This is a genomic window from Citricoccus zhacaiensis (assembly GCF_014645315.1).
GTDB lineage: Bacteria > Actinomycetota > Actinomycetes > Actinomycetales > Micrococcaceae > Citricoccus > Citricoccus zhacaiensis.
The window spans coordinates 245084-271098 of the sequence record NZ_BMLQ01000004.1 but is presented as its reverse complement, the minus strand read 5'-3'; the positions used below and the strand labels follow the sequence as shown (position 1 = coordinate 271098).

The 26015-nt window shown below is 70.4% G+C and carries 24 protein-coding genes; 14 read left to right on the top strand and 10 right to left on the bottom strand.

Annotation, left to right across the window (positions count from 1 at the left end):
- Positions 1 to 59 precede the first annotated feature (59 nt).
- A complete protein-coding gene (locus tag IEX49_RS08555) occupies positions 60 to 353 on the bottom strand; it encodes an exodeoxyribonuclease VII small subunit (protein ID WP_188805735.1) in 294 nt (97 codons plus the stop codon).
- Positions 350 to 1663: an exodeoxyribonuclease VII large subunit gene (xseA, locus tag IEX49_RS08550; RefSeq protein WP_188805734.1), complete on the bottom strand. Its 1314-nt coding sequence runs from the start codon at positions 1661 to 1663 to the stop codon at positions 350 to 352. The genes IEX49_RS08555 and xseA overlap by 4 nt, the downstream gene beginning before the upstream one ends.
- 115 nt (positions 1664 to 1778) lie before the next feature.
- Here xseA and IEX49_RS08545 point away from each other — a divergent pair, with 115 nt between their 5' ends.
- The 4 genes from IEX49_RS08545 to IEX49_RS08530 all read left to right on the top strand — a co-directional run bounded on the left by IEX49_RS08545 (position 1779) and on the right by IEX49_RS08530 (position 6006).
- The gene (locus IEX49_RS08545; RefSeq protein WP_188805733.1) at positions 1779 to 2768 is read left to right on the top strand and encodes a hypothetical protein; all 990 of its coding nucleotides are present in this window, start codon (positions 1779 to 1781) and stop codon (positions 2766 to 2768) included.
- Between the two features lie 138 nt (positions 2769 to 2906).
- Positions 2907 to 3965, top strand: a complete 1059-nt coding sequence (locus IEX49_RS08540; RefSeq protein ID WP_188805858.1) for a 4-hydroxy-3-methylbut-2-enyl diphosphate reductase — start codon at positions 2907 to 2909, stop codon at positions 3963 to 3965.
- Positions 3966 to 3988: 23 nt separating this feature from the next.
- Positions 3989 to 4495, top strand: a complete 507-nt coding sequence (locus tag IEX49_RS08535) for a gluconokinase (protein ID WP_373286701.1) — start codon at positions 3989 to 3991, stop codon at positions 4493 to 4495.
- A gap of 113 nt (positions 4496 to 4608) precedes the next feature.
- Complete coding sequence (locus IEX49_RS08530) at positions 4609 to 6006, top strand: GntP family permease (RefSeq protein ID WP_188805731.1); 1398 nt, start codon at positions 4609 to 4611, stop codon at positions 6004 to 6006.
- A gap of 98 nt (positions 6007 to 6104) precedes the next feature.
- On the opposite strand, the gene IEX49_RS08525 is transcribed toward IEX49_RS08530, so the two are convergent.
- From IEX49_RS08525 to IEX49_RS08515, 3 genes are all read right to left on the bottom strand, one after another.
- A complete protein-coding gene (locus IEX49_RS08525; protein ID WP_188805730.1) occupies positions 6105 to 7835 on the bottom strand; it encodes a DEAD/DEAH box helicase in 1731 nt (576 codons plus the stop codon).
- A 384-nt stretch (positions 7836 to 8219) separates the two neighbouring features.
- A complete protein-coding gene (locus tag IEX49_RS08520; RefSeq protein WP_188805729.1) occupies positions 8220 to 8774 on the bottom strand; it encodes an NADPH-dependent FMN reductase in 555 nt (184 codons plus the stop codon).
- A gap of 127 nt (positions 8775 to 8901) precedes the next feature.
- A complete protein-coding gene (locus IEX49_RS08515; protein ID WP_188805728.1) occupies positions 8902 to 10185 on the bottom strand; it encodes a DNA recombination protein RmuC in 1284 nt (427 codons plus the stop codon).
- A 244-nt stretch (positions 10186 to 10429) separates the two neighbouring features.
- On the opposite strand from IEX49_RS08515, the gene IEX49_RS08510 reads away from it, so the two are divergent.
- Positions 10430 to 12064, top strand: a complete 1635-nt coding sequence (locus IEX49_RS08510; protein WP_188805727.1) for an SLC13 family permease — start codon at positions 10430 to 10432, stop codon at positions 12062 to 12064.
- Between the two features lie 14 nt (positions 12065 to 12078).
- Here the strand turns inward: IEX49_RS08510 and IEX49_RS08505 are convergent, their stop codons facing one another.
- Genes IEX49_RS08505 through IEX49_RS08490 form a run of 4 tightly spaced genes read right to left on the bottom strand, consistent with a single transcriptional unit; the run spans position 12079 to position 15800 of the window.
- Positions 12079 to 12717 (bottom strand): response regulator transcription factor, encoded by a 639-nt coding sequence (locus IEX49_RS08505; RefSeq protein ID WP_229672441.1) that lies wholly within the window; start codon positions 12715 to 12717, stop codon positions 12079 to 12081.
- A complete protein-coding gene (locus tag IEX49_RS08500) occupies positions 12714 to 13886 on the bottom strand; it encodes a sensor histidine kinase (protein WP_229672439.1) in 1173 nt (390 codons plus the stop codon). The genes IEX49_RS08505 and IEX49_RS08500 overlap by 4 nt, the downstream gene beginning before the upstream one ends.
- Positions 13887 to 13938: 52 nt before the next feature.
- Positions 13939 to 14790 (bottom strand): ABC transporter permease, encoded by an 852-nt coding sequence (locus tag IEX49_RS08495; RefSeq protein ID WP_229672434.1) that lies wholly within the window; start codon positions 14788 to 14790, stop codon positions 13939 to 13941.
- Complete coding sequence (locus IEX49_RS08490; protein WP_188805725.1) at positions 14787 to 15800, bottom strand: ABC transporter ATP-binding protein; 1014 nt, start codon at positions 15798 to 15800, stop codon at positions 14787 to 14789. The genes IEX49_RS08495 and IEX49_RS08490 overlap by 4 nt, the downstream gene beginning before the upstream one ends.
- 173 nt (positions 15801 to 15973) lie before the next feature.
- Here IEX49_RS08490 and IEX49_RS08485 point away from each other — a divergent pair, with 173 nt between their 5' ends.
- Both IEX49_RS08485 and IEX49_RS08480 read left to right on the top strand, forming a co-directional pair.
- Positions 15974 to 16522 (top strand): O-acetyl-ADP-ribose deacetylase, encoded by a 549-nt coding sequence (locus tag IEX49_RS08485; RefSeq protein ID WP_188805724.1) that lies wholly within the window; start codon positions 15974 to 15976, stop codon positions 16520 to 16522.
- Positions 16523 to 16542: 20 nt separating this feature from the next.
- On the top strand, positions 16543 to 18120 hold the full coding sequence (locus IEX49_RS08480; RefSeq protein ID WP_188805723.1) for an amidase family protein: 1578 nt from the start codon (positions 16543 to 16545) through the stop codon (positions 18118 to 18120).
- A gap of 116 nt (positions 18121 to 18236) precedes the next feature.
- Here the strand turns inward: IEX49_RS08480 and IEX49_RS08475 are convergent, their stop codons facing one another.
- Complete coding sequence (locus tag IEX49_RS08475; protein WP_188805722.1) at positions 18237 to 18800, bottom strand: hypothetical protein; 564 nt, start codon at positions 18798 to 18800, stop codon at positions 18237 to 18239.
- Between the two features lie 38 nt (positions 18801 to 18838).
- Between IEX49_RS08475 and ychF the strand changes: the two genes are divergently transcribed.
- The 7 genes from ychF (at position 18839) to IEX49_RS08440 (ending at position 26012) form a co-directional block, all read left to right on the top strand.
- Positions 18839 to 19924: a redox-regulated ATPase YchF gene (gene ychF, locus IEX49_RS08470; RefSeq protein ID WP_188805721.1), complete on the top strand. Its 1086-nt coding sequence runs from the start codon at positions 18839 to 18841 to the stop codon at positions 19922 to 19924.
- A 78-nt stretch (positions 19925 to 20002) separates the two neighbouring features.
- Positions 20003 to 20608 carry a helix-turn-helix domain-containing protein gene (locus IEX49_RS08465; protein ID WP_188805720.1) on the top strand — a complete coding sequence of 202 codons (606 nt, stop codon included), beginning with the start codon at positions 20003 to 20005 and terminating at the stop codon, positions 20606 to 20608.
- Positions 20601 to 21320, top strand: coding sequence for a B3/B4 domain-containing protein (locus IEX49_RS08460; RefSeq protein ID WP_188805719.1), 720 nt, complete (start codon positions 20601 to 20603; stop codon positions 21318 to 21320). Before IEX49_RS08465 ends, IEX49_RS08460 begins: the two co-directional genes overlap by 8 nt.
- A gap of 46 nt (positions 21321 to 21366) precedes the next feature.
- Positions 21367 to 22629: a trans-sulfuration enzyme family protein gene (locus tag IEX49_RS08455; RefSeq protein ID WP_188805718.1), complete on the top strand. Its 1263-nt coding sequence runs from the start codon at positions 21367 to 21369 to the stop codon at positions 22627 to 22629.
- The gene (locus tag IEX49_RS08450) at positions 22626 to 23528 is read left to right on the top strand and encodes a dihydrodipicolinate synthase family protein (protein ID WP_188805717.1); all 903 of its coding nucleotides are present in this window, start codon (positions 22626 to 22628) and stop codon (positions 23526 to 23528) included. Before IEX49_RS08455 ends, IEX49_RS08450 begins: the two co-directional genes overlap by 4 nt.
- Entirely contained in the window at positions 23521 to 24714 is a 1194-nt protein-coding gene (locus IEX49_RS16810; protein WP_229672433.1) for an MFS transporter, read from the top strand. Before IEX49_RS08450 ends, IEX49_RS16810 begins: the two co-directional genes overlap by 8 nt.
- A gap of 143 nt (positions 24715 to 24857) precedes the next feature.
- A complete protein-coding gene (locus IEX49_RS08440) occupies positions 24858 to 26012 on the top strand; it encodes a calcium:cation antiporter (RefSeq protein WP_188805716.1) in 1155 nt (384 codons plus the stop codon).
- The last annotated feature ends 3 nt before the right edge of the window (positions 26013 to 26015 follow it).

The window sequence follows — 26015 nt, the reverse complement described above, 5'->3', positions numbered from 1 at the left end:
CCGGTCAGACCGCCTGGCCGGGCCGTCCGATCCCGGCCCGGCTGTGGCCGGGCGGATCTTCAGTCCGTTCGGTCGGCCGTCTTGGCCCGGACCTCGTCGAGCTTCGCCCGGGCCCCGTTCAACCACTCTTCGCAGCGGTCGGCGAGGGCTTCGCCCCGCTCCCAGAGGGCCAGGGACTCCTCCAGGCCGGCCCCGCCGGTCTCCAGCCGGGTCACCGTCTCGACGAGTTCGGACCGTGCCTGCTCATAGCTGAGGGTGGCGATGTCCGAGGTGTCCGCCGCGGAGAACCCCCCCACGGCGGCTCCCTCCGGACCCGAGGTAGTGGGGTCGGTGTTCTCGGTCGCGTCGCTCATGCGGTCTCCTCGGTGGTCGTGGTCGTGGTTGAGGTGATGTCGGTGTGGTCGGCAGCATCAGCGGGATCGGTGGTGTCCGTGACGGTGGCGCCCACCCGGCCGGCGGCCACCAGGATGTCCAGCCGGTCCCCGACGGCGACCCGGCCAGCGTGGCGGACCACCTCGCCCTCGTGCTGGACGACCGCATAGCCGCGGTCCAGGGTCTTCTGGGGGGACAGGGACCGCACCCTCGCGCGCAGGTGCCCTACGGCGTCGTGCTCCCGGTCCAGCCGGCCGGAGAGCGAGGTGCGGGCCCGCCCCCGCCACCGCTCCAGGTCCTGTGCGCGTTCGTCCACCAGACGTTCCGGTTGGGCCATCACGGGCCGGGTGCGCAGAGCCTGCAGGGACTGGGACTCCTGCAGCACCAGGCGTTCCACGCCGGAGGCCAGGCGCATCCGGGCCGCGGAGATCGCCTCACGCTCGAGCGTGGCGTCCGGGACCACTCGCTTGGCGGCGTCCGTGGGGGTGGAGGCCCGCACATCGGCCACGTCATCCAGTACGGGGCGGTCGGCCTCGTGCCCGATGGCGGAGACCACCGGGGTGCGCGTGGCGGCCACGGCGCGGACGAGGGCCTCGTCCGAGAACGGCAGCACGACCTCCTCGAGTGCGCCGCCACCGCGGGCGATGATGATCACGTCCACCTCCGGGTGGGCGTCCAGCTCGGCGACGGCGGCCATCACCTCCGCCGGCGCGTTCGCCCCCTGCACGGCCACCTCGCGGACCTCGAAGCGGGCCTCGGGCCAGCGAAGGTGGGCGTTGCGCATGACGTCCTTGAGGGCGTCCGAGTTCTTGCCCGTGACCAAGCCGATCAGGTGCGGCAGCACGGGCAGCGGCCGTTTGCGGGCCGCCGAGGTCAGGCCCTCGGCCTCCAGCGTGCGGCGGAGCTTCTCCACCCGGGCCAGCAGGTCCCCGATGCCGACCGGCCGCATGGCGGAGGCGATCATGTTCAGCCGGCCGGTCTTCGTGTAGAAGCTGGGTCTGACGCAGGCCACCACGCGGGAGCCCTGCTCCACTGCGCCCTCTAGAGTGGAGGCCACATTCCGCCAGGCGGTCACCGGCAGCGAGTAATCCTCGTCCAGGTCACGCAGGGTCATCCAGGCATTGCCGCGAATCACCTTGAACTCGATCAGCTGCCCCTCGATCCAGGCCTCCGGAGCACGCTCGAAGTACTTCTTGAGGTTCTCCGAGAGGACCCGCAGCGGCCACGGGGCATCCGGCGCGGTCCCGGAGGCGGTGGCCGGGAGGGGTACCGGTGACGGCTGGTCGTCCATGCGTGATGTGTCTCCTCGGTGGCAGGGTCGTCATGCCATTCTCTCTCTAGGCTAGGACGGGATACGCCCGACGTGTGCCACCCTGGCTACATCCACCTGAGCGAACGGAGCCAACATGCGCACGGTACTGTCCATCCTGCTGGCCGTGCTCGCCGGCCTGCTCGCGGCCCTGTCCCTCGTGGGGGCCCGGGCCGAGGCTTTGGTCTACACCCCGGGGCCGCTGCAGCAGATCGCCGCCCCGATGTCCGAGGACCCACAGCTGCGGGAGGCCCTGCCCGGGGAGATCAGCTCGCTCGTCGAGGACCAGTTGCCGGAGGAGATGCCGGGATTCGCCCAGTCTGCCGCCTCCAGGCTCGTGGAGGGGGTCGCCAGCGGCCTCGTCGAGGACGACCGCTTCCCGGCGGCCTGGTCCGCGGTCCTGGAGGAGACCCGACTGGACTGGGTCAGCCGCATCGACCGCCTCGCCACCGAGGGCACGACGCCGGCCGGCACCTCGGGTGCTGGCGGTGCGGCGGACGGCGGAGGTGCGGAGGCTGCTGTGTCCGGCACCGTACACCTGCAGGCGGCACCGCTCGTGGACCTCGGTCTGGACCGGATGGCCGAGGCCATCTCCGGGGTGCCCGGCGGCGAGGCCGTGGCGGAGATGCTGCGGGAGGGGATGGACGCAGGTGCTGGCGAGACGGGGGAGTCGCTGCTGTCCGTGGACCTCGCCGTTCCGGACCCCGACACGGTGCCCATGGACGCCGTCGTTCTGGTCGTGGACAACCTGTACCGCTGGCCCTGGCTGGCCGGAACAGCCGCCGTGCTGACCTTGTTGGCGTTATGGGCAGCGCCGCGCCGCCGGAAGGGCACCCCGCTGTTCATCGCCGGCCTCGCGGTCCTGGCAGCCGGGGGAGTCAGCCGGTGGGCACTGGGACGGATGGAGCCCGCCACAGACTTGCAGGGCATCGCCCGGGTCGCCGCCGAGTCGCTGCTGGAGGGTATCCGCGACTACGCGATGCCGGACACCCTGATCCTGATCGTGGGCGGCGGGGTGGTCGCCGCGCTCGGCCTGCTCGTGGGCCTGGCTTCCGGCTTGCGCTCCGGGGGCCGCACCGGGCATTGAGGCGTGCCTCACCCGCAGGTGGCCCGTGCCCGGTACGCCGGTAGACTGGAACATATGTCCGCCGTTCTCTCAGCAGCCGTTCCCTCCGCAGCCGCTGCCGCCCCCGCCCCCACCGCCGGTTCGCCGGTCGCCATCGGGATGCCCCAGGTGCCCCGTGCCCGCCGCACCCGCGAGGATGTGGAGGCCGCCGCCGTCGTGAGCGGGGACAAGAAGGTCATGCTGGCCGCGCCGCGCGGCTACTGCGCCGGCGTGGACCGCGCCGTCATCGCCGTGGAGAAGGCCCTCGAGCACCACGGGGCGCCCGTCTACGTGCGCAAGGAGATCGTCCACAACCGGCACGTGGTGGACACCCTCGAGCAGCAGGGCGTGGTTTTCGTGGAGGAGCTGGACGAGGTGCCGGAGGGTGCGCTGACCGTGTTCTCCGCCCACGGGGTGTCCCCGGCCGTCGTCAACGAGGCCGCCGAACGCAACCTCCAGACCATCGACGCCACCTGCCCGCTGGTCACCAAGGTGCACCGCGAGGCCGTCCGGTTCGCCAAGCAGAACCGCAGCATCCTGCTGATCGGCCACGAGGGCCATGAGGAGGTCGAGGGTACCTACGGTGAGGCCCCCGACCACACGACCATCGTCAACAACCCGGAGGAGGCCCGGACCGTTGAGGTGGAGGACCCTGACAACCTGATCTGGCTGTCCCAGACGACCCTGAGCGTGGACGAGACCCTGGAGATCGTCTCGATCCTGCGCGAGCGGTTCCCGAACCTGCAGGACCCACCCTCGGATGACATCTGTTACGCCACCTCCAACCGCCAGGCCGCCATCAAGAAGATCTCCCCCTCCTGTGATCTCGTGATCGTGGTCGGCTCCGCGAACTCCTCGAACTCCGTGCGCCTCAAGGAGGTCGCCGTGGAGTACGGTGCACAGCGTGCTGAGCGCGTGGACTTCGCCAATCAGGTGGATGAGTCCTGGTTCGAGGGCGTGGCCACCGTCGGCCTGTCCTCCGGCGCCTCCGTCCCGGAGGTCCTGGTGCAGGAGGTGCTGACGCTGCTCGCCGAGTACGGCTACGGCACCGTGGAGGAGGTCGTCACGGCCGAGGAGGACATCATCTTCTCGCTGCCCAAGGAGCTCCGCGCCGAGATGAAGAAGGTTGGGGACAACGACCGCTCCCTCGGCGGCCGCCGGACCAACTCCGCCAACTGATGGCATCCGGTACACCAGCAGCCGTGCAGGAGCCTGTCCACCTGGTCCTGATGGGCATCTCGGGCTCGGGCAAGACCACGCTGGCCGAGCGCCTGGCCAAGGAGCTGGACCGCGCCTACGCGGAGGCCGATGAGTTCCACTCGCCCGCCAACATCGAGAGGATGCGTTCGGGGACCCCGCTGACAGACGCGGACCGCGCGCCCTGGCTGGAGTCCATCCGTGACTGGATGGACTCTGCGGCCAACGCCGGCGGGACCATCGTCACCTGCTCGGCGCTCAAGCGTTCCTACCGCGACCTGTTGCGCCAGGCCTCCGGCCGGGTGTTCTTCCTGCACGTCATCTGCGATCCGGCGGTCATCACGGATCGCATGGAACACCGTCTGGGCCACTTCATGCCGGCCTCGCTGGTGCCCAGCCAGCTCGCGACACTCGAGGAACTCGGGACGGACGAGGACGGAGCGGTGCTGGTCAACTCCGGTAGTGTGGACGAGCTTGTCGAACAGGCGCTGACCATCGTCGCCGACCTCTGAGGCCGCCGGCCGTTGACCATCGTGTGCCGGGGCGGCAAGCGGCAAACCATCATGCGCTGAAGCCCCCGTCCTGACCGGGCCGCCGGGCTGCGCTCCGACCCGAAGGCCCACCCATGACCATCGAAGAATGGACCCCTACCCTGGGGGCCGGACCGCTGCTCGGCATCGCCGCCGCAGCGATCGTGCTGTTGCTGTTCCTCATCATGTACCTGCGGATGCACGCGTTCCCCGCGCTCGTCCTCGTCAGTGTCCTGACCGCCTTCGCCGCGGGAATCCCGGCGAACCTCGTGGTCTCCACGGCGACGGAGGGCTTCGGCAGCACCCTGGCCACCGTCGCCCTGCTGGTGGGCCTGGGGGCGATGCTCGGTCGGCTCGTGGAGATGTCCGGCGGCGCCAAGGTCCTGGCGGATACCCTCATCGGCTGGTTCGGTGAGAAACGGGCCCCCTTCGCCCTCGGCGTCGCATCCCTGCTGTTCGGCTTCCCCATCTTCTTCGACGCCGGCCTGGTCGTCATGCTGCCCGTCGTCTTCGCCGTGGCGCGCCGCCTCGGTGGCTCGGTGCTGTCCTACGGGCTGCCGGTGGCCGGTGCCTTCTCCGTCATGCACATCTACCTGCCGCCACACCCGGGGCCGGTGTCTGCCGCCACGTTCTTCGAGGCCAACGTCGGCCTCGTGATGCTCCTCGGTCTGCTGGTCGCTCTGCCCACTTGGTACGTGACCAGCTACCTCTTCGGGCGCTGGGCCGGCCGGCGCTGGCAACTGCCGGTGCCCTCCCTGCTCGGACGGGCAGATGAGGAGCAGAACCCGCCGCGGTTCGTGACCGTGGTCCTGGTTCTGCTGCTGCCGATGATCCTGATCTTCCTCAACACCGGCCTGGACACCCTCAACCGCGGCGGCATGCTGCCCGAGGGGACGGGCGAGGCCACCTGGTTCCAGGTCCTGCGCGTCCTGGGCGAGACCCCCGTGGCCCTGCTGATCACCCTACTGGTGGCCACGGTCGTCCTGGGCCGGGCCCGCGGCACCGACAAGTCCGTCCTGGAGAAGACCCTCGAGGGTGCCCTCGGGCCGGTGTGCTCCGTCATCCTCGTCACCGGCGCCGGCGGCATGTTCGGCTCCGTGCTGCGCACCTCCGGTATCGGGGACGCCCTGGAGGACTCCCTGTCTGACCTGGGTGTGCCGTTGATCCTCGCCGGCTTCCTCATCGCGGCCGTGCTGCGCATCGCTCAGGGCTCGGCCACCGTGGCCCTGACCACCGCGGCCGGCCTGGTGAGCGCCGGAGTGGCCGCCGCGGACTACAACGCCGTCCAGCTGGCCGCCATGGTGCTCGCCGTGGGCGCCGGTTCCGTGGTGGCCTCCCACGTCAACGACTCCGGCTTCTGGCTGGTCGGCCGGTTCTTCGGGATGGACGTCAAGACCACCCTGAAGACGTGGACGGTGCTGGAGACCCTCATCGGCGTCATGGGCTTCGTGATCGCCTGGGCGATCTTCGCCCTCGCTGGCGCCATGGGCTGATCCCGCCTCTGCCCAGAGAGAAGCCCCCGCATCCGGCTGGATGCGGGGGCTTCCCAGTGACAGGGGCGGCTGGGGTTCAGCCGGAGATCCGCCGGAGCTCAGCCGCGGGGAGAGCCCTGCGCGCTGGAGGAGCGGCGGCTGCGGCCACCGCGGGAGCGGCCGGCGCCACCACGGCCTTCGCGGCCGCCCTCATGGTCCCGGTTCTCCCGGAAGTCGGTGTTGCGTCCACCGGTCTCCGAGGAGTACACCCGGCCGCCCGACGTCGGCGTCCCGGCCGAGGAGCCCGCGCGGCGGTTGCCCGGCCGGCCGGTTCCGCGACCGCTCTGGCCGCCACCGTTGCCGGCACGATCCTGGGAGGGGCGCCCGTTGCGGGGCCGTTCCGAACGCTCACCGGACGGAGCGTCGCCGCGTGGCCGGCCGCTGTCGCGCTGGCCCTCGCGCTGACCGTCTTGGCCGCCGGAGCGTCCACCGTTGCGGCCACCACGTGAACCAGTGCGACCGCCGGAACGGCCGCCGCCACCGGCACCGCCGCCCTGGCGACCGCCGGAGCGACCGCCGCTCTGGCCTGCGCTGCCGCCGCCGCCGTTCTGGCCGGACTGCTGAGTGCTGGGCGTGGAGACGGCGAGGAGCTTCTCGAGCTCGGTGGCCTCCAAGAACGAGCGCTCACCGGGGGCGAGCATCTCCAGCAGGGAGTCGTCGGCACCGTCGGCATGGACGGTCGGGGTGATCTTGGCGGCGCGCATCAGGGTGCGGACCTCATTGCGCTGCTCGCGCCCGGCCAGGGTCACCACAGTGCCGGCCTGACCCGCACGGGCCGTGCGGCCGGAACGGTGCAGGTACGCCTTGTGCTCCGTGGGCGGATCCGAGTGGATCACCAGGGAGACATCGTCCACGTGGATGCCGCGGGCAGCGATGTCCGTGGCGACCAGGGTTCCGGCGGTGCCGTTGTGGAAGGCGTCCAGGTTCCGGGTGCGGGCATTCTGGGACAGGTTGCCGTGCAGCTCCAGGGCGGAGACGCCGCGCTGGCGCAACTGCTTGGCGGCCTTCTTGGCGCCGTACTTGGTGCGCGTGAACACGATGGTCCGGCCCGGTGCGGCGCACAGGTTGGCCAGGGCGGACAGCTTGTCATCCCCGTCCACGGACACCACGTGGTGATCCATCTTCGCCACCGGGGAGACGGCCGAATCGGCCTCGTGCACCACGGGGTTCTTGAGGTACTTCTTGACGAGCACGCCGACGCCCTCGTCCAGGGTGGCGGAGAAGAGCATCTTCTGGGCCTTGGCGGGCACCTTGTCCAGGATGCGGCGGACCATCGGCAGGAAGCCCATGTCCGCCATGTGGTCGGCCTCGTCGATGATGAGGATCTCCACGCCGGACAGGTCCACGTGGCCCTGGCCCATGAGGTCCAGCAGGCGGCCGGGGCAGGCGACGAGGACGTCCACGCCGCGCGCCAGCGCCTTGACCTGCGGGTTCTGGCCGACACCGCCGAAGATCGTCAGCGAGGACAAGCCGCTGGCGGCGGAGAGGGGCTGGAAGGAGTCCTCGAGCTGGAGGGCCAGCTCGCGGGTCGGGGCCAAGATGAGCGACCGCGGCCGGCGGGCAGCAGCCGGACGGCCACCGCTCAGGCGGGAGGCCAGCGGCAGCAGGAAGGCGTAGGACTTGCCGGAACCGGTCCGACCGCGGCCGAGCACGTCACGGCCGGTGAGCGAGTCCGGAAGGGTGGCCTTCTGGATCGGGGTGGGGGAGATGATGCCCTGCGGAGCCAGCGCGGCGGCCAGGCCGGCGGGCACCCCGAGCTCGGCGAATTCCGAGTCGGATGAAGTGGGCATGGTGGAAGAACCGCCGGAAACGGCGGCAGGCTGAAGAGAAGTCACGAAAAAGGAATCCGTCCGGGTGGAAGAAAGACCCGGCCCTGGCACTGGCGGCTGCGGCATCACAAGAGCCACTCAACGCGGTGCTGGCCGGCACCGATGAGGAAGGATCCTGACCGGCTGGCTAGCGGACAGTCTACGGCATGGCGGGTGGGATCCCGGCATCGGCCGTGGTGGGCAGGCGGTCGGACTCCGCGGCACCACGTCGTCAGACGTCGTCACCGCACCGCATCAGGTCCGAGGCGGTAACAGCAACGAGCCCCTCGACCCTGGTACTCGGGTCGAGGGGCTCGCGGGTGCAGCGCCAGGCGCTGCGCGCAATGTCGCGGGAAGGAGGACGGGTCAGACGGCGACGCGGGCGTTGGCCTCCACGTGCGCGACGAGGGCGTCCACGAAGCCCTGCAGGACCGGCAGGAGCGTGGCGTCCTGGACCTCGCCGGTCTCGGCGAGGGCGCCCTCGCGGGACTGGATGAAGGTCTCCGGCTGGCCCATGGTCTTCATGTCCAGGTGGGACAGGATGTTGCGCAGGTGCTGCTGGGCCATGGCGGTCCCGGTGCCGCCCGGAGAGGTGCCAATGACGGCGGCGGGGACGCCGCCCCACACTGCCTGGCCCCAGGGGCGGGCGCCCCACTCGATGGCGTTCTTCAGGGCGGCGGAGATGGAGCGGGAGTACTCCGGGGTGAGGAACAGGATGCCGTCGGCCGATGAGACGGACTCCTTGAAGTCCAGGGCGGCGGCCGGATAGTCGGTATCGAAGTCCGAGTTGTACAGGGGCAGGTCGCTGATGGAGACCTCGAAGAACTCCACACCCTCGGGGGCCAGCGCCGAGAGGGCCTTGGCCAGGCGGCGGTTGATGGAGTTCTGGGCGAGGGAGCCGACGATGTAGCCGATGCGCATGGGTGTCCTTTCAGACAGGATCAGGGCGTGCACGTAAGGACGTTGAAATTTCAACTAGTCATCCATGGTCAACCCGGAGGGCGTCAGGCCTATTCCGCCGGACCCACTCTTTCCGGTGTGACCTCCGTCATGCCTGGCGTCGGAGATCAACGGGCAGATCCGCTGACACGTACGCAGGTATATCCGGCTCCTCCAGCAGTTCCGCCGCGGACAGGACGCGCGGCGTGGACTCCAAGGGAGGGGCAGAGGGTATCCCCTCCACGCTGGAGGGGTTCAGCTCGCCGATGCGCCGGGCCGAGGGCAGCACGCGGGTCTCGAGCGTGCCGACCATGGAGTTGTACTTCTCCACCGCCGACTTCAGTGAACTCCCCAGTTTGGTGACATGTCCGCCGAGGGTTCCGAGGCGCTGGTAGAGCTGCCGGGAGACTGCGAAGAGTTCCCGGGCGTTCTCGGTCAAGGTCTCCTGGCGCCAGGAGTAGGCGACCGATTTCAGGGCGGTCAGCAGGGATACCGGTGCCACCAGGGCGACGTTCTTCGAGAAGGCGTGGTCCAGCAGGCCGGGGTCGGCCTCGAGCGCGGCGGCCAGGAAGGACTCGGCTGGCAAGAAACAGACCACCAACTCGGGCGAGTCCTGCAACCCCTGCCAGTAGCCCTTGGCGGAGAGGGCGTCCACGTGGGCGCGGACGGCCTTGGCGTGGGCCTGGTGCAGCTCATGTCGCCGGCTGGCACCCTCGGTGGTCGAGTCGCCGGCCAACTCCTCGGCCTCGAGGATGGCCGCCAGTGGCGCCTTGGCATCCACGGCGAGCGACTTCCCGCCGGGGAGCCGCACCACGAGGTCCGGCCGGAGGAGCTGGTCCTCGTCTCCGCGCAGCACCTCCTGTTCGGAGAAGTCGGTGTGGGGCAGCATCCCGGCGGCCTCCACCACCCGGCGCAGCTGCACCTCGCCCCAGTGTCCCCGGGCCGAGGTCGACTTCAGGGTGGCGACCAGGGTCCTGGTGTTGACCAGGAGTGCCGAGTCCGTGGCGGCGGCGGTCTTGAGCTGCTCGGACAACTGCCCGTACTGCTCCACTCGGTCCCGCTCCAGCATCCCGACTTGTCGCTGCAGGGTCTCCAGCCGCTGTCCGACCGGGGCGAGGGCGGTCAGTACCTTGGACTCGGCGGCGGAGCGGTCCCGGTCCGCCGTCCGCTCGGCGGCCAGGACCCGGCTCTCGGCCTCTGCTGCGGCCAGCGCGGCCTGGACTTCGGACAGCTCGGTCCGTGCCGCTCGGGCCTCGTCCCTGGCACCTCGCTCTGACGCCTCCCACGTCCCGCGCAGTCGTGTCCAGACCAGCCACCCGCCTGCCGCTGCGCCCACGACCAGGCCCGCCATCACGCATACCACGGCCACCAACACCACTGCAGAAGTCTCCATGCCTCCAGACTGCCAAAGGCCACGGACGCGTTAGGTGCGCACCGCCGTGAAGCCGGCACGGAGGCGCTGAACGCCCCAGAAGAGGGAAGGAAGAGGCAAGGAGGAGGCAGGGAGGAGGCAAGGAGAAGGGGAGTGCGGGTTACACGGTCGCGGCGCAGGTCAACCATCGATTTCCCGGTGAAGCCGCCCGTACTGTGGTGCTAGTCACAGACGGTCTGACCAGGCCACGAAAGGACGGTCCACCATGTCCGACACTGCGGGACAGGCGCGCTCGGAGACCACAGACCCAACACCGAGAGAACCGACAGAACCATCGGAATCGGCCGGCCGGGGACGATCCACCGATCACACCGACCACCGGTCGCCCGGGGAGAAAGCGCCGGGGGACGAGCGGAACCTGCACCTGAGGCGGTGGATCGGCTTCGGCGCGGGACTGGTGCTGGCCGCCGTCGTGTTCCTGGCGATGCCCGCGGACGTGGAGCACAACGCGCGGCTGACGGCCGCCGTCGCGGTGTTGATGGCGGTGTGGTGGATGACCGAGGCCATCCCGATCCCGGCGACCGCCCTGCTGCCGCTCATCCTCTTCCCGGTGTTCGGGGAGGACATCGGTGTGGACGACGTGGGGGCCTCCTACGGGAACAACATCATCTTCCTGTTCATGGGCGGATTCATGCTGGCGCTGGCCATGCAGCGGTGGGACCTGCACCGGCGGATCGCCTTGGTGACGGTGCGGGCCATGGGCACCCGGCCCGGCGGCGTGGTGGCCGGCTTCATGATCGCCACGGGCTTCCTCTCGATGTGGGTGTCCAACACCGCCACTGCCGTGATGATGATCCCGATCGGCGTGTCCGTGCTGACCCTCGTGGTGGCGGCGGACAAGTCCAATCCCGTGGAGGAGTCCTCTGATCCGACCTCTGGGGAGGTCAAGGACGCCGTCATCAAGTCGAACTTCGGCACGGCCCTGATGCTCGGCATCGCCTACGCCGCCTCCGTGGGCTCGCTCGGCACGCTGATCGGAACGCCGCCGAATGCCCTGCTGGCCGGCTACATGGCCGAGTCCCACGGGGTGACCATCGGCTTCGGACAGTGGATGCTCGTCGGTGTTCCCCTGTCCATCGTGATGATGTTCATCGTCTGGTTCCTGCTGACGCGCGTGTTGTTCAAGGCGGAGATCAAGGAGATCCCGGGAGGCCGCGAACTCATCTCGGACGAATTGTCCAAGCTAGGGCGGATGTCCTCCGGCGAGATCCGGGTCCTGGCGATCTTCGTGCTGGCCGCCGCCTCCTGGATCACCATCCCGCTGCTCTTCGAGGACCTCATCAGCGATGCGGGCATCGCCATGGTCGCCGGGCTCCTGCTGTTCCTGCTGCCGGCCGGTGCCGCCCGGGGCGTCCGGCTCCTGGACTGGGAGTCCGCGGTCAAGCTGCCGTGGGGCGTCCTGCTGCTGTTCGGCGGAGGGCTGGCCCTGTCCGCTCAGTTCAGCGAATCGGGACTCGCCGACTGGATCGGCGAGCAGGTCGCCGGACTGTCCGGCATTCCCGTCTGGCTGCTCGTGGCCATCATGGCCACGGCGATCCTCTTCCTGACAGAGCTGACCTCGAACACCGCCACGGCGGCGACCTTCCTGCCCGTGGCCGGCGGGGTGGCCATGGGCGTCGGGATCGACCCACTGCTGCTGTGCATCCCGGTGGCACTGGCCGCCACCTGCGCCTTCATGCTGCCCGTGGCCACGCCGCCGAACGCCATCGCCTTCGGCTCCGGCTATGTGACTATCGGTCAGATGGTCAAGGGTGGGCTGTACCTGAACCTCATCGGCATCGTGCTCATCACCCTGGTCACCATGACCCTCGGCGTGTGGGCGTTCGGTCTGGTGTTCTGACCCTCTCTAGCCATCTACAGCCAGCCGTTGTCCCGTGCCGCGAGGCCCGCCTCGGTCCGGTTGGTGGTGTGGGTCTTGCCGATGGCCGAGGACAGGTGGTTGCGCACCGTACCGGGGGAGAGGAACAGGGCGGCGGCGATCTGCCGCACGCTGGAACCGTTCAGCGCGGCACGCAGCACGTCCCGCTCACGTTCGGTCAGCGGATTCGACCCGGACACGAGCGTCTCCTCCGCCAATGACGGGTCCACGACCCGCCGTCCCGCGTGCACGGAGCGCACCGCCTGGGCCAGCTGCTCCGCCGGGGTGTCTTTCACCACGAAGCCACTGGCCCCGGCCTCCAGGGCGCGCCGCAGGTAGCCGGGCCGGCCAAAGGTGGTGACGATCAGCGAGCGGCATCCCGTCCCGTCGGCGGCGATGGCCCGGGCGGCCTCGATCCCATCCAGTCCCGGCATGTCGATGTCCAGCAGGGCCACGTCCACGCGCAGCTCGGCCACCGTGGCCGCCACGGTGGTCCCGTCGCCCACCTGCGCCACCACCTCGAGGTCGTGTTCCATGGACAGCAGCGCGGCGAGGGCCCCGCGGACCAGGGCCTGGTCATCGGCCAGCAACAAGCGAATGGGCCCGACGTCGGCCCCGCCGGTCGGAATCGTCACAGGTGCACCTCCAGCGTTGTACCCGGCCGGTCCGAACCCGGATGGGTCCGGCCCAGGGACAGGGTTCCGCCGGCATCGGTGATCCGATGGCGCATACCGCTGAGCCCGTTGCCGGGCGAGGCCGACGCGCCGAGTCCGGTGCCGTCGTCGGCCACGGTGAGCCGGTCCGCGGTGATGGTGACCGTGCAGTGCGAGGCGCCGGAATGGCGGATGACATTGGTGACGGCCTCCCGGAGGCACCACGCGAAGAGTTCGCGACGGTCGGGCCGGAAACCGGCGACGGAGGCGGCCTCCGGCAGACGGAACGCGATGCCGGCGGCCTGGAGGGCGGTGCGGGCCGAGGCGAGCTGGGCGCCCAGGTCCGGGGCGTGCAGACCGCCGACGGTGGTGCGGACCTCGGCCAGGGACTGCCGGGACAACTCGAGGACCTCGTCGAGCTCGGCCTTGGCCTGCTCCGGGTCGGCGTCCACCAGGCGGCGGGCCAGCTCTGTCTTCAGGGTGATGACGGTGAGGGAATGGCCCAGGACATCGTGCACGTCCCGGCCGACCCGTTCGCGCTGGCGGGAGAGGGCCAACTCCTCACCGAGGATGCGGGAGCGTTCCTCGCGCTCCATGGCCAGGCGCAGCGCGAGCATGATCACCAGGGACATCACGGTGGGGATGATCAGCCAGAAGCGGCTGCCTCCGGCGTCTACGCTCAGGGCCACCAGTGCCCAGGCCGCCGACAGGGCCACGGAGACCGGGAGGCCGATCCGGAGTCGATGCGGGAAGATCCAGATGGCCAGCGTGAACGGCAGGAAATTGAACGAGTTGAGGCCGGCTGCCGGGATGGTGGCGAGGACACAGAGGAGCAGGACGGCGGTGACCGCAGTGGTGTTCACCCAATGCGGCAGAGTGCGCCAGGGCCACGGCCAGATGAAATGCCCCATGTAGACCGCGACGAAGGCTGCCAGCCCGGCGCAGCCGAGCACTTTCGTCCCGAGGGGAGCATCCCCGGTGACCATGGCCACCAGCGGCACCACCAGGAACACCAGCCAGACCCCGGCCGTGATGAGGACGGGTACCCGTTCATTGGCCTTCAGGGGGACCTCAGGCCATTCGCCGGCCCCGAAGGGGCCCGCCGGCTGGACGGCGATCCGGCCGGCGGGCACCTCGGACCCCTCTGGCACCTCGGACCCCTCTGTCCCCTTCGGCCTGGTCCTGGCCCCCCGGGGCATCAGCTCAGCCCCGCCGGGTGGAACGGCGGGAGGCGACCAGGCAGATCGCGGCGAAGAGGACGGTCCATGCCACTACGTTTAGCACGATCGCCCACAACGGGTCGCTGATCGGGGCCCCGCCGTCTTCCATGCTGACGACCGTGCCCTCCAGCTGGGGCCACCGCGCCAGCGCCGCGATGCCGTAGATCGGCGTGAACCGGGCGATCTCCAGCAGGGTGCCGGACAGCGGCATGAACAGGTTGCCGAAGAACGCGAGGACCACGAGGATGCCGGACGCCCCCGAGACGGCCGCCTCCGAGCGGAACAGCAGGGCCGCCGCGAGCCCGTAGAGCGCGAACGGGATGGCCCCGAGCAGGGCGAGGGCACCGGACGCCGGCCACATCCACGCTTCGTCGAAGGCCGCACCCGTCAGGGAGCCGACCGTGAAGACCACCACGATGGGCATCAGGGCGATGCCCAGGGCCACCAGCACCTTGCCGAGCATGTAGCCGGTGCTGGTCAGCCCGGTCAGGCCCAGCTGGCGTCCCCACCCTTGCTGGCGCTCCAGGGCGGCTGATCCGGCGATCGCACTCGTCGCCATCGTGGCGCCGTAGACGGTCATGGCGGTCATGTTGTAGGTGGCGATGGTGCCGTTGCCGACCGGGCTCTCCCCGAAGGCGGACAGGGCACCGAACATCAGGTAGAGCACGGTGGGCAGGACCACGATGAAGAAGGTGGACTCGACCATCCGTGCGTTGCGGAGGAACTCCCAGCCGGCGAAGGCAGTGATGATCCGCAGCCGGGACCGTTTCCGGCCGTGTCGGCCCTGCTGGCCATACTGGCGCTGTTGGATCTGGGGGGAAACGGTGGTGCTCATGTCAGGGTTCCTTCCGTGGCGTCGTCGGACGTGAGATCAAGGAAGACCTCGTCCAGTGAGGCCGCCGCAATGGTGAGGTCGTGGGCCAGTCCCGTGGAGAGCAGGAAGCCGGCGAGCCGGTCCGTGTCCTGTGCGGTGAACCGCACCCGGCCGTTCTGGTGCGCGACGGCGTCGGGAAGTCCCAGCTTCACCGCGGCCTCCTCGGGGGTACCGGGGCCGTCCCACACGCAGGAGACGGTGCGGTGGCCGGTATCGATGACTTCGTCCACAGGACCGTCCACCACCTTGCGGCCGGCGCGCATCAGCACGATCCGGTCGGCGAAGTCTGAGGCCTCCTGCAGGAAGTGGGTGGCGAAGACTACCGTGCGGCCGCGCTCGGCCTCGGCCTGCATGGTCTCCCAGAACTCCTTGCGGGCCCGGACGTCCATGCCGGCGGTGGGCTCGTCCAGGAGCAGGAGGTCAGGTTCGGTCAGCAGGGCGAGGGCGAAGCGCAACCGCTGCTGTTCGCCGCCGGAGCACTTGCGGACCTTGCGTCCGGCGATCTGTGCCGCGCCGGCCCGCTCGAGGGCGGTCTCGACCGGGATGTGGCGAGGCTGGCAGGCGGCGACCATGGACATGGTCTCCTTGACCGTGAGGTCGCTCAGCAGGCCACCGGTCTGGAGCACGGCGCCGACCCGGCCCTCGAGCACGGCCTGCTTCGGAGGCATCCCGAGGACCGTGAGGGAGCCGGACGTCGGGGCGGTGAAGCCGAGGACCAGGTCGAGGAAGGTGGTCTTGCCGGCGCCATTGGGACCGAGCAGGGCCACGATCTCCCCACGCTGGATCTGCAGGTCGACGCCGTTGACGGCCCGGACCGCGCCGGCCCCGCTGCCGAACTGACGGTGGACGCCGGTGGCGTGGAGGGCGGTGGCGGCGGTCTCGGGGCCGGCAGGGTCGGCACCGGCCGCGGGGGATCGCTGGCCGGAAGGCGGGACGGTGCCCGGGACAGTGCTGGGGGCTGTGGTGTTCATGCCTCCAGTCTGTGGAAGCGTGCCCCACAGCGGATCTGCCGAGCGTCACCGATGCTCCATGACATCCGTCATGCCAGCGTGGCCGGCCGTGACTGGTCAGGTGATGTGCCGATCGACCCTGCGACCGCCGCGGGATCTGCCCACTCACGCGGCGGGGGACGTACCGTGGCGCCATGGAACTGCGCATCGAACCCGGGGACATCACGGACCAGTCCGTGGACGCGATCGTCAACGCCGCCAATTCCACGCTGCTCGGCGGCGGGGGCGTGGATGGGGCCATCCACCGCCGCGGCGGCCCCGAGATCCTCGCCGAATGCAAGCACTTACGCGAGACCGAGCTGCCGGACGGCTTGCCAGCCGGCAGGGCCGTCGCCACCACGGGGGGCCGGCTGAGGCCGCGCTGGGTCATCCACACGGTGGGGCCGGTGTACGCGAAGACCATCGACAAGTCCGAGACGCTGGCCTCCTGCTACCGGGAATCCCTGCGCGTGGCCGCCCGGCTCGGAGCCCGCAGCGTGGCCTTCCCGGCGATCTCCGCCGGCGTCTACGGCTGGCCGATGGACGACGCGGCCCGTATCGCCGTGCAGACCTGCCGCGCCATGGCCGCAGAGGTCGGTCCCGACGCCGGCCCGGTCGCCTCGGTCGTCTTCGTCCCCTTCTCTGACGCGGCCGAACGGGCCTTCCGCGAGGCGCTGGACGGTCCGCGAAGGCCTGGACGATGAGGACCGCCTAGGATTCCGGCATGGACCCGTTGAGCCTGTCTGCCCGAGCCCTGTCCGCCGCCCTGCGTCATCGTCAGGTGTCCGCCCGGGAGGTGCTTCAAGCCCACTTCGCTCGGATCGACGAGGTCAATCCGAGCGTCAACGCCGTGGTGACCCAGGTCCGTGAACGCGCCTACGAGCAGGCGCTCGCCGCTGACGACCGCGCCGCCGCCACGGCACCGGAGGACCTGCCTCCGCTGCACGGGATCCCGATGACGCACAAGGACACCCATGCCACCGCGGGCATCCGCACGACCTCCGGCTCCCCGATCTTCGCCGACCTGGTGCCCCGGGAGAGTGACCTGGTGATCGAACGGTTCCAGCGCGCCGGCGTGATCTCCACCGGCAAGAACAACGTCCCCGAGTTCGCCGCCGGCTCCCACACCTACAACACGGTGTTCGGGACCACGCTCAATCCCTACGACCCGAGCCGCAGCGCCGGCGGGTCCTCGGGCGGGGCCGCCGTCACCTTGGCCACGCGCATCCAGCCCCTGGCCGATGGCTCGGACATGGGCGGTTCCCTGCGCAACCCCGCCGCCTTCAACAACGTCGTCGGCTTTCGTGCCTCGCACGGCGTGGTGCCCAACGCCCCCGCGCGGGACCCTCGCGCCTGGCTCGGGCAGAAGGGCGCCATGGCACGTTCGGTGGAAGACGTCATCCTGGCGCTGTCCGTCCTCGCCGGCCCGGACGCCCGGGTCCCGGTGCCGTGCCCGACGCCGGCCGCGGGCTTCGCTGAGCTGCTCACCGAGTCCGTGGGTCAGGTCGGAGCAGGCCGGCACGGAGTCGCGCGAACGGGAGGCGACCGTACGCGGCGTGCTGCCACGCCGGACCGGCCGCTGGCGGGGGTCCGGGTGGCGGTGACCACCGACTTCGGGCTGGGCGTGCCCGTGGAAGGCGAGGTGGCCGCCGTCGTGCGGGAAGAGGCGGAGGTGCTGGCCGACCTCGGCGCCACGGTGGAGGAGGCGTGCCCGCGGCTGCGTGAGGCGGACCGAGTCTTCGACGCGACCCGGGCCTTCGACATGGCGCTCGCCCTGCGGGACGTGGTGGCCGGATTCCCCGGTCAGGTCAAGGAGGAGGTCATCTGGAACGTGGAGCGCGGGCTGGCGCTGACCTCGGCGGAGCTCATGGACGTGGCCATCGCGCGGGGTCGGCTGGACCGGGAGATCGCACGCTTCTTCGGGACCGCCGGCACCGCGGGAATCTCCGTCAACGCGGTCGGTGATGCCGGACGGGGCGGTGCTGCCGGTTCCGCCGCCGCGGGAGCGTTCGACGTGCTGTTGGCGCCCACCACGCAATTGGTTCCGTTCCCGGCTGCGTGGGCCTGGCCGCAGGAGGTGGCCGGGGTGACGATGGGGTCCTACGTGGACTGGATGCGCTCGGCCACCTTGATCTCGGCGACCGGCTGCCCGGCCATCTCGGTGCCCGGCGGGTTCACGGCGGCGGGGTTGCCCGTGGGCCTGCAGTTGGTGGGTGCGCCCGACCACGATGTTGACCTGCTGCGAGTGGCCCGGGCCTATGACGAGGCCACGCGCTACGCCGACCGGGCCCCGGCGATCTGAGGATCCGAGGAGCCTCAGTCACCGAGGCCCGTCCGTGAGTCGTCAGATCGTGTGCCCATGGGGCGTCCATTCGGCACGCCAACTGACGACCCACGCCCTGACGGCGATGAGGGGAATCAGGCGCGCAGGATGTTCTCTCCGTTGGCGAACAGCTGCGGGGCGCCGACGGCCTCGGCCCCACCGGTGGCATCGGCGGGGGAGTACAGCTGGATGACGGTGGCGGAGACGCCCTCGGCGTTGTCGAAGGCCTCGATCACGAAGGCGTCGTGCGGCTGGCCCTCGACCTCGAGGCGGGCGTCGAACACAGAAACGGCCATCTCCGGGCGGGGCTCCAGCTGGGCGACCTGTGCCCGCATCTGGTCCTCGTCGGCACCGGGCAGTTTCCACATCCCCTTCTGCTCCTCGTCGATGTAGCCCAGCAGGAACGGCGCCACGGCGTCGGATCCCTCGGAGGCGAACTCGAGCGCCTGCTCGATGGCGAGGAAGACCAGGGGCGAGATGCGTTCGGAGGGCGGCTGCGGCTGGCCCTCGGGCAGCGCGGTTCCGGCGGCGACCAGGTTCGGGTCCGTCGTCGGGTCAGCGGTGTTGCCGCTGTCCCCGTTTTCTCCGTTCACCCCGAGGCCGGGAACGCCTGCGGGGTCGGTGGTTGGGTTGGTGGTCTGTTCTGGTTGGTCAGTCACGCTCTCGACGCTATCGGTCACCGGTACCATGGACAACCGTGGCTCTCTCTATCGGAATCGTCGGCCTGCCCAACGTTGGCAAGTCCACCCTCTTCAACGCACTCACCCGCCAGACCGTTCTCGCGGCGAACTACCCGTTCGCCACGATCGAACCCAACGTCGGGGTGGTGAATCTCCCGGACGAACGGCTGGACACCCTCGCGGGGATCTTCGGCTCGCAGAAGATCCTGCCGGCCACGGTCTCCTTCGTGGACATCGCTGGCATCGTCAAGGGCGCCTCCGAGGGGGAGGGTCTGGGCAACCAGTTCCTGGCCAACATCCGGGAGTCCGACGCGATCGCGCAGGTCGTCCGCGCCTTCGACGATCCGGACGTCATCCACGTGGACGGGAAGATCAACCCCGCCTCGGACATGGAGACCATCAACACCGAGCTGATCCTCGCGGACCTGCAGACCCTCGAGAAGGCGCTCCCGCGCGTCGAGAAGGAAGTCAAGGGCAAGAAACGTGAGGCCGCGGAGCTCGAGGCCCTGCAGGCCGCCCAGACCGTGCTCGAGCGCGGGGACACCATCTACTCGGCGATCGACTCCGAGAAGCTGGACATGGACCGCCTCCGGGAGGTCAGCCTGCTGACGGCCAAGCCGTTCATCTACGTCTTCAATGCCGACGACGGCGTGTTGGGTGACGCTGCGAAGCAGCAGGAACTGCGCGACCTGGTGGCGCCGGCCGATGCCGTTTTCCTCGACGCCAAGCTCGAGTCCGACCTCGTGGAGCTGGACGAGGAGGAGGCCCGCGAGATGCTGGAGATGAACGGACAGGAGGAGTCCGGCCTGGACCAGCTCGCCCGCACCGGCTTCCACACCCTCGGACTGCAGACCTACCTCACCGCCGGCCCCAAGGAGGCCCGAGCCTGGACCATCCGCAAGGGTGACACCGCCCCGAAGGCCGCCGGCGTGATCCACACCGACTTCGAGCGCGGCTTCATCAAGGCCGAGATCGTCTCCTTCGACGACCTGGTGTCCGCCGGTTCCATGGCCGAGGCCAAGGCCGCCGGCAAGGTGCGCATGGAGGGCAAGGAGTACGTGATGCAGGACGGCGATGTGGTCGAATGGAGATTTTCGCTCTAACGTCTGGCGCGAGTGCCCGGCCAAGCGGCCTCGCCGTTCGGGGATGATAATGCGCATTGAGTGCAGTATGGTGCACTCATGGATGTGAACGCAGAGGGTCTGGCCCGCGCCATCGGCGCGAGGGTGAAGCAGGAACGCACAGTCCACGGCTGGACGCTCGACCGGCTCGCCGAGACCGCCGGGGTGAGCCGGCGGATGGTCGTCAATGTCGAGCAGGGATCGGTGAATCCGAGCGTGGGCACGCTGCTGCGGCTCTCCGACGCACTCGGGGTCGGACTACCCGCGCTCGTCGAGCCCCTGGCTCCGAGGGCGGCGAAGGTGACCCGCGCCGGTGAGGGCGCGGTGCTGTGGACCGGCGAGCACGGCGGTCGCGGCGTACTCGTGGCCGGCACGGAGCCGCCGGACGTCGTCGAGCTATGGGATTGGACGCTCGGGCCCGGCGACCGCCATGAGAGCGAGGCCCATGCCGCGGGCACCCGCGAGATGCTCCAGGTCCTGGAGGGAACGGTCACGGTCGAGGCCGACGGGCAGCCCCATGTGCTCGCCGCCGGCGACGCGCTGGCCTTTCACGGCGACGCCGAGCACTCCTACTCCAACCCGCACGACCACCCGGCCCGATTCGCGCTATGCGTCCACGAGCCAGGAGTGGGGCACGCCCACAGAACGGAGACCGCCGATGACTGAGACCCGGGCCCCCGACGCGTTCCTCGCCGCGTGCGAGATTGACCCCGCTGTGCTCGACCTGCGCCCGGACTACCGCGCGCTGCTCATCGTGGTGAGTGGGCTCGACCCTCGAGCGTCCTCCGCGGCCGCGGCTGAGCTGATCGACCGGGCCGAGGCGCATGCAAGAGAGCTGCTGGCCGCCTCTCCGGTCGACGAGCTGGGCCACGTCGCCGCGTGGAGGCAGGCGTACCGGGCGTTCGGCGCGAAGCCGCAGCGCACCCGCAACAGCCTCGAGGCGCTCACCCGGCGCGCGGAGAAGGGCCTGCCGCGGATCAACGCGCTCACCGACATCTACAACGCGATCTCAGTCCTCCACCAGATCCCGCTCGGCGGCGAGGACTTCGACCGGTACGAGGGGCCCGCGCGGCTGGTCCGGGCCGGCGGCGACGAGCCCTTCGAGACGACCGCGAACGGGGAGGCGGTCATCGAGAAACCGGAGCCAGGGGAGGTCGTCTGGCGCGACGACGCGGGGGTGACCTGCCGGCGCTGGAACTGGCGGCAGGGCCGCCGCACCGCCCTCACCGAGGACACCCGAACCGCGTTCTTCATTCTCGATGCCCTCGCGCCCGTCACCGACGAGGCCTTGCACGCCGCCAGTGACGCGCTTGTCGACGCGCTTTCGGACCTCGGCACCGGCGTTCGGGCTGCCAGCCGGCTGCTCGGGACGCCGTGACCGAACACCCCTCGCCGACGACCTCGCCGACTCTAGGAGCAGACTCATGAGCACCGAGCACCCGTCACCGGCCGGCACGCGGCCCGACAGGCGCGACCACGCGACGCTGACCGACGACACCTGGGCCGTCCACGGCGGCAACCGCGCGGACGAGACCACCGGCGCGATCCGCACCCCGATCGTGATGGCGAACTCCTACCGCCTGCCCGCGGACCCCGCGGCCCTGCCCGAGGGCGACCCTGATCTGCTGATCTACACGCGAGAGTCCGGGGCCAATCAGCTCGGCCTGCAGGACAAGCTCGCCCGCGCCGAGCACGGCGAGGCAGCCGCGGTGTTCGCCACGGGGATGGCGGCCCTGCACGGCGCGTTCTTCACGATCCTGAGCCCGGGCGACCACGTCGTCGTCTCCGACGTCGTCTACATGGGCACCTTCGACCTGTTCGGCTCGCTGCTGCCGCAGAAGATGGGCATCGAGGTCGACCTCGTCGACATTACAGACCTCGACGCCGTTCGCGCAGCCGTCCGCCCGAGCACCCGGCTCATCCACACGGAGGTCATCTGCAACCCCGACCCGAAGGTCGCGGACATCGCCGCCCTCGCCCGGATCGCCCACGAGCACGACGCCCTCCTGACCGTGGACTCGACCTTCACCCCGCCGCCACTGATGCGGCCGCTCGACCACGGCGCGGACCTCGTCGTCCACTCGCTCACTAAGTACATCAACGGCCACGGTGACGCCATGGGCGGAGCAGTGATCGGAGGCCGCGAGCTGGTCGATGCGATCAAGTTCAGGGCGCTGCACCACGTCGGCGGGGCGATCGCCCCGTTCAACGCCTGGCTCATAATGCGCGGCTCCCTCACCCTGCCCCTGCGGTTGCAGCGCCACTGCGAGAACGCCCAGGCCGTCGCCGAGTTCCTGGCCGCCGATTCCCGCGTCGCCCACGTCGCCTACCCCGGGCTCATGGACGACCCCCACCACGCAGCGGCGTCGGGGCAGCTGTCCGGCGGCTACGGCGGCGTCGTCTCCTTCGCTCTCGAGGGCAGCCATGCCGACCGAGTGCGGTTCGTGAACGACCTGCGCCTGATCACTTCAGCGGTCTCACTCGGGCACGACGAGACACTCATCGCCTACGAGGCGTACCCGCCCGCGCGTGCCGCTGGCTTGAGCTGCCCTTTCCGCGAGAACGGCCTGATCCGCCTGGCCATCGGCCTGGAGTCCGCCCAGGACCTCATCGCCGACCTCGACGCGGCCCTCATCGCCGTCTACGGGCCGGCATCGCCCTCGATCGCTGACAGGAGCAGCGCATGACCAGCCTCTTCACCGGCCTCTCGGCCTTCCCCCTCACCCCGCTGGCGGACGATGCGGTCGACCAGCGCGCGTTCGCCGGTCTCGTCCGGCGGCTCGCTGCCGCCGGGGTCGACTCGATCACCGCGCTCGGGTCGACCGGCTCCTACGCCTATCTCACCGCCGAGGAGCGTGCCCGTGTCGCCCGCCTGGCCGTCGAGAACGCCGACGGCACCCCGGTGCTCGTCGGCGTCGGGGCGCTGCGCACGTCCCAGGTCCTTGCCAACGTCGAGAGCGCCGGGGCTGCGGGGGCCGCGGGGCTGCTGCTGGCCCCGATGACCTACCAGCCCCTGACCCACGACGACGTCGTCGAACTCTTCCGCGCGGTCACCGCCGCGACCGACCTGCCGGTCATCGTCTACGACAACCCCGGCACGACGCGCTTCGAGTTCACCAACGAGCTCTATGCCCGCATCGCCGAGCTGCCCGGAATCGCATCGATCAAGATCCCCGGCGTCCCCGCCGACCCCGAGGCAGCCCGGGAACACGTCGCCGCGATCCGCGCCGTCATCCCCGAGCACGTCACGATCGGCGTCTCCGGCGACGCCTCCGCCGCGACAGGCCTCAACGCCGGCTGCGAGGCCTGGTACTCCGTCATCGGCGGGACCCTGCCCGAGCCAGCACTGGCGATCACGCGCGCCGCCCAGGAGGGCCGGGCCGCCGACGCCGTCGCGAAGTCGGAGCGGCTCGCGCCGCTGTGGGGCCTGTTCACCGAGTTCGGCGGTAGCCTGCGTGTCGTCGCCGCGATCGCCGAGCAGCTCAGTCTCGCCCCGCGCGGCTGCCTGCCACTGCCGATCCAGCCGCTTTCCGACGACCAGCGAACGAGGATCTCCGGCGTCCTGGACGAGCTCGGCCTTGCCTGAGACCCACACAGCGACGACAGCCGGATCGCGGTCGGCGCTCGCGCGCTACGTATTCGCGGCCACGCTCGTGCGCTCCGCCGACGGCGGAGCGGTCGTCGCGATCGTCCTTCTCGCCCACGTCTCAGGTCAGCCCGGGTGGATCGCAGGCCTGCTCGGCGCGTCGATCACCGCGCCGCACCTCCTCGGCCCATTCATCGCCCGCCGCCTCGACACCGCCCGCGACGGGCGGAAGGTCATCGCAGCCTCCGCGGTCGCGCACGGCACGCTCCTCGGCGTCGCCGGACTCCTGCTACCGGTCACCTGGGCCGTGGTCCCGTCGCTGCTGCTGATCGTCTCGGGACTGTTCGGCCCGATGCTCACCGGAGGCGTCAGCAGCCGCCTGCCGTCGATCGCCGGTCCCTCACAGAAGTCCCAGCGGCGGGCGCAGAGTTGGGACGTCGCCAGCTACGGGCTCAGCGGCACCCTGGGACCGGCCGCGGTCGCCTGGCTCGCCGCAGCCGCGAGCCCGCTCGTCGCGACCCTGGCACTGGCGGCCGCTGCGGTCGTCGGGGCCGGAGCCGTGCTCGCCCTGCCGCGCCAGTCCCCGCTCGACGACCCCGGCGCGGTCCCGTCCCCAGGACGCACACTCGTCACGATCCGGCGATCCGGCCCGCTGCGGCGCACTCTCGTCCTGACCGTCGTCGTCGCATTCTCCGTCGCGGCGCTGCCGATCTACGCCGTCGCGGTCGCGCCGTCCCTGGGCGGGGCGGCGCTGGCCGGGAGCCTGGTCGCAAGCTACGGAATCGGCACCCTCGCCGGCTCCGGGCTGCTCATGGTCCGGCCGCTGCACGGGGACGCCGACAAGCTCACCGGCGTCCTCGCGGTAGTCGTCCCTGCGGCACTGCTCCTGGTCATCGCGACGACGAACTTCACTGCTGCCCTCGTCGCGTTCGGCGCAGCAGGGATTGCGAACTCACTGTTCTTCGCGGCTACGCTCGCGGCTCGGAGCGAGTACGCCCCGCCCGAGGCGCGCGGGCAGATCTTCATCTGGGTCGGCGCGCTGAAGATCGCCGCCGGCTCGGCCGGCACCGCCGTCGCCGGAGCGCTCATCGGCGGCACCGCCTGGCTGCCGGTCGCAATCGTCGCCGCCCTCTCAACTGCTGCGGCAGCGGTCTGTCTGGTCGAGCGGAGCAGGGATCGAACCTGACCCGCGGTCACCGCTCCCCGACGAACCGCGGGCGTCGTAGGCAGGCCGAATGGTAGAATCGGTGCCGGAACGACGCCGACGGGACGGCCCGGCGGGAGACGACGCGCGCGGGGACGGCCCCGCAGAACAGGCCCTCTCGCCCCGTGTCCGGAACCACCTCGCCCCGAACCGTCTTGACCCCGTCCGCTCTCGCGCGCGTTGTGCTCGGCTGGGTCGCCTTTCTCGCCCTGACTCTTGCCAAACCAGTGCTCGACGGCCATCTCCCGACGCTCTTGCTGTTCGCGGTCCTCGCCGCGATCGTGGCGGTGATCATCGTGTGCGCCGTCGGTGTCGTCAACGAGGCGGAGCATCTTGCGCACCGGATCGGCGATCCCTACGGCACCCTCATACTCACGCTGTCGATCGTGCTCATCGAGGTTATCCTCATCTCCGCGGTCATGCTCGGCCCCGGCGACCACGCGACCATCGCCCGTGACTCCGTCATGGCCGCGACGATGATCGTGCTCACTCTCATCGTCGGAGCAGCCCTCCTGATCGGGGGCATGCGCCACAGCGATCTGCGGGTCAACCCGACCGGGATCTCCGCTTACCTCTCGATGCTGGTCGTCCTCGTCGCCGTCGCCTTCGCCTTCCCCACCGTCATCGGTACCGGCGGCGCGTACACGCCCGGCCAGGGGGTGCCGATCACAGTGCTCACGGTCGTGCTGTACGGGTTCTTCCTCTACCGCCAGACCGGCGCGCAGAGCACCGACTTCCAGGAGGTCAGCGGAGCACGAGCCAATGCGGACGCGGGCACCGCAGCAGACGAGGGGCAGCCGGGCATCGGCGCGATCCTGCGCGAGCACCGCGCCGAGGTCATCGCGCGGATCCTCCTCCTGCTGGTCACGGTCACTCCAATCGTCCTGCTCTCGCACGACATGGCGGTCTTCCTGGACGACGGGCTCGACCGGCTCGGTGCGCCGCTGGCTCTCTCCGGCGTGCTCATCGCGCTGATCGTGTTCCTCCCCGAAGGCATCACCACGATCCGAGCGGCCTGGATGGGAGAGGCGCAGCGGGTTACCAACCTCGCCCACGGCGCGCTCGTCTCCTGCGTCGGTCTTACCCTCCCGGTCGTGCTCGTGATCGGTCTGCTCACCGATCAGACCGTCGTGCTTGCCGAGAGCCCTGCGAACCTCCTGCTGCTCGGCGTGAGCCTGCTGCTCAGCCTCACGACCTTCAGCGCCAAGCGGGTCACCGCCCTCCACGGCGCGGCCCACCTGTTCGTGTTCGTCCTATACGGCATCAGCGTGTTCTCCTGAGGA

Excerpts from the sequence above, each read along its gene's own strand:
- IEX49_RS08480 (WP_188805723.1), top strand. The coding sequence starts at position 16,543 with ATGGACCCGTTGAGCCTGTCTGCCCGAGCCCTGTCCGCCGCCCTGCGT.
- IEX49_RS08485 (WP_188805724.1), top strand. The coding sequence starts at position 15,974 with ATGGAACTGCGCATCGAACCCGGGGACATCACGGACCAGTCCGTGGAC.
- xseA (WP_188805734.1), bottom strand. The coding sequence starts at position 1,663 with ATGGACGACCAGCCGTCACCGGTACCCCTCCCGGCCACCGCCTCCGGG.
- IEX49_RS08450 (WP_188805717.1), top strand. The coding sequence starts at position 22,626 with ATGACCAGCCTCTTCACCGGCCTCTCGGCCTTCCCCCTCACCCCGCTG.
- IEX49_RS08465 (WP_188805720.1), top strand. The coding sequence starts at position 20,003 with ATGGATGTGAACGCAGAGGGTCTGGCCCGCGCCATCGGCGCGAGGGTG.
- IEX49_RS08540 (WP_188805858.1), top strand. The coding sequence starts at position 2,907 with ATGCCCCAGGTGCCCCGTGCCCGCCGCACCCGCGAGGATGTGGAGGCC.
- IEX49_RS08510 (WP_188805727.1), top strand. The coding sequence starts at position 10,430 with ATGTCCGACACTGCGGGACAGGCGCGCTCGGAGACCACAGACCCAACA.
- IEX49_RS08490 (WP_188805725.1), bottom strand. The coding sequence starts at position 15,800 with ATGAACACCACAGCCCCCAGCACTGTCCCGGGCACCGTCCCGCCTTCC.
- IEX49_RS08460 (WP_188805719.1), top strand. The coding sequence starts at position 20,601 with ATGACTGAGACCCGGGCCCCCGACGCGTTCCTCGCCGCGTGCGAGATT.
- IEX49_RS08455 (WP_188805718.1), top strand. The coding sequence starts at position 21,367 with ATGAGCACCGAGCACCCGTCACCGGCCGGCACGCGGCCCGACAGGCGC.
- IEX49_RS08515 (WP_188805728.1), bottom strand. The coding sequence starts at position 10,185 with ATGGAGACTTCTGCAGTGGTGTTGGTGGCCGTGGTATGCGTGATGGCG.
- IEX49_RS08545 (WP_188805733.1), top strand. The coding sequence starts at position 1,779 with ATGCGCACGGTACTGTCCATCCTGCTGGCCGTGCTCGCCGGCCTGCTC.
- IEX49_RS08525 (WP_188805730.1), bottom strand. The coding sequence starts at position 7,835 with ATGCCCACTTCATCCGACTCGGAATTCGCCGAGCTCGGGGTGCCCGCC.
- IEX49_RS08555 (WP_188805735.1), bottom strand. The coding sequence starts at position 353 with ATGAGCGACGCGACCGAGAACACCGACCCCACTACCTCGGGTCCGGAG.
- IEX49_RS08520 (WP_188805729.1), bottom strand. The coding sequence starts at position 8,774 with ATGCGCATCGGCTACATCGTCGGCTCCCTCGCCCAGAACTCCATCAAC.
- IEX49_RS08530 (WP_188805731.1), top strand. The coding sequence starts at position 4,609 with ATGACCATCGAAGAATGGACCCCTACCCTGGGGGCCGGACCGCTGCTC.
- IEX49_RS08495 (WP_229672434.1), bottom strand. The coding sequence starts at position 14,790 with ATGAGCACCACCGTTTCCCCCCAGATCCAACAGCGCCAGTATGGCCAG.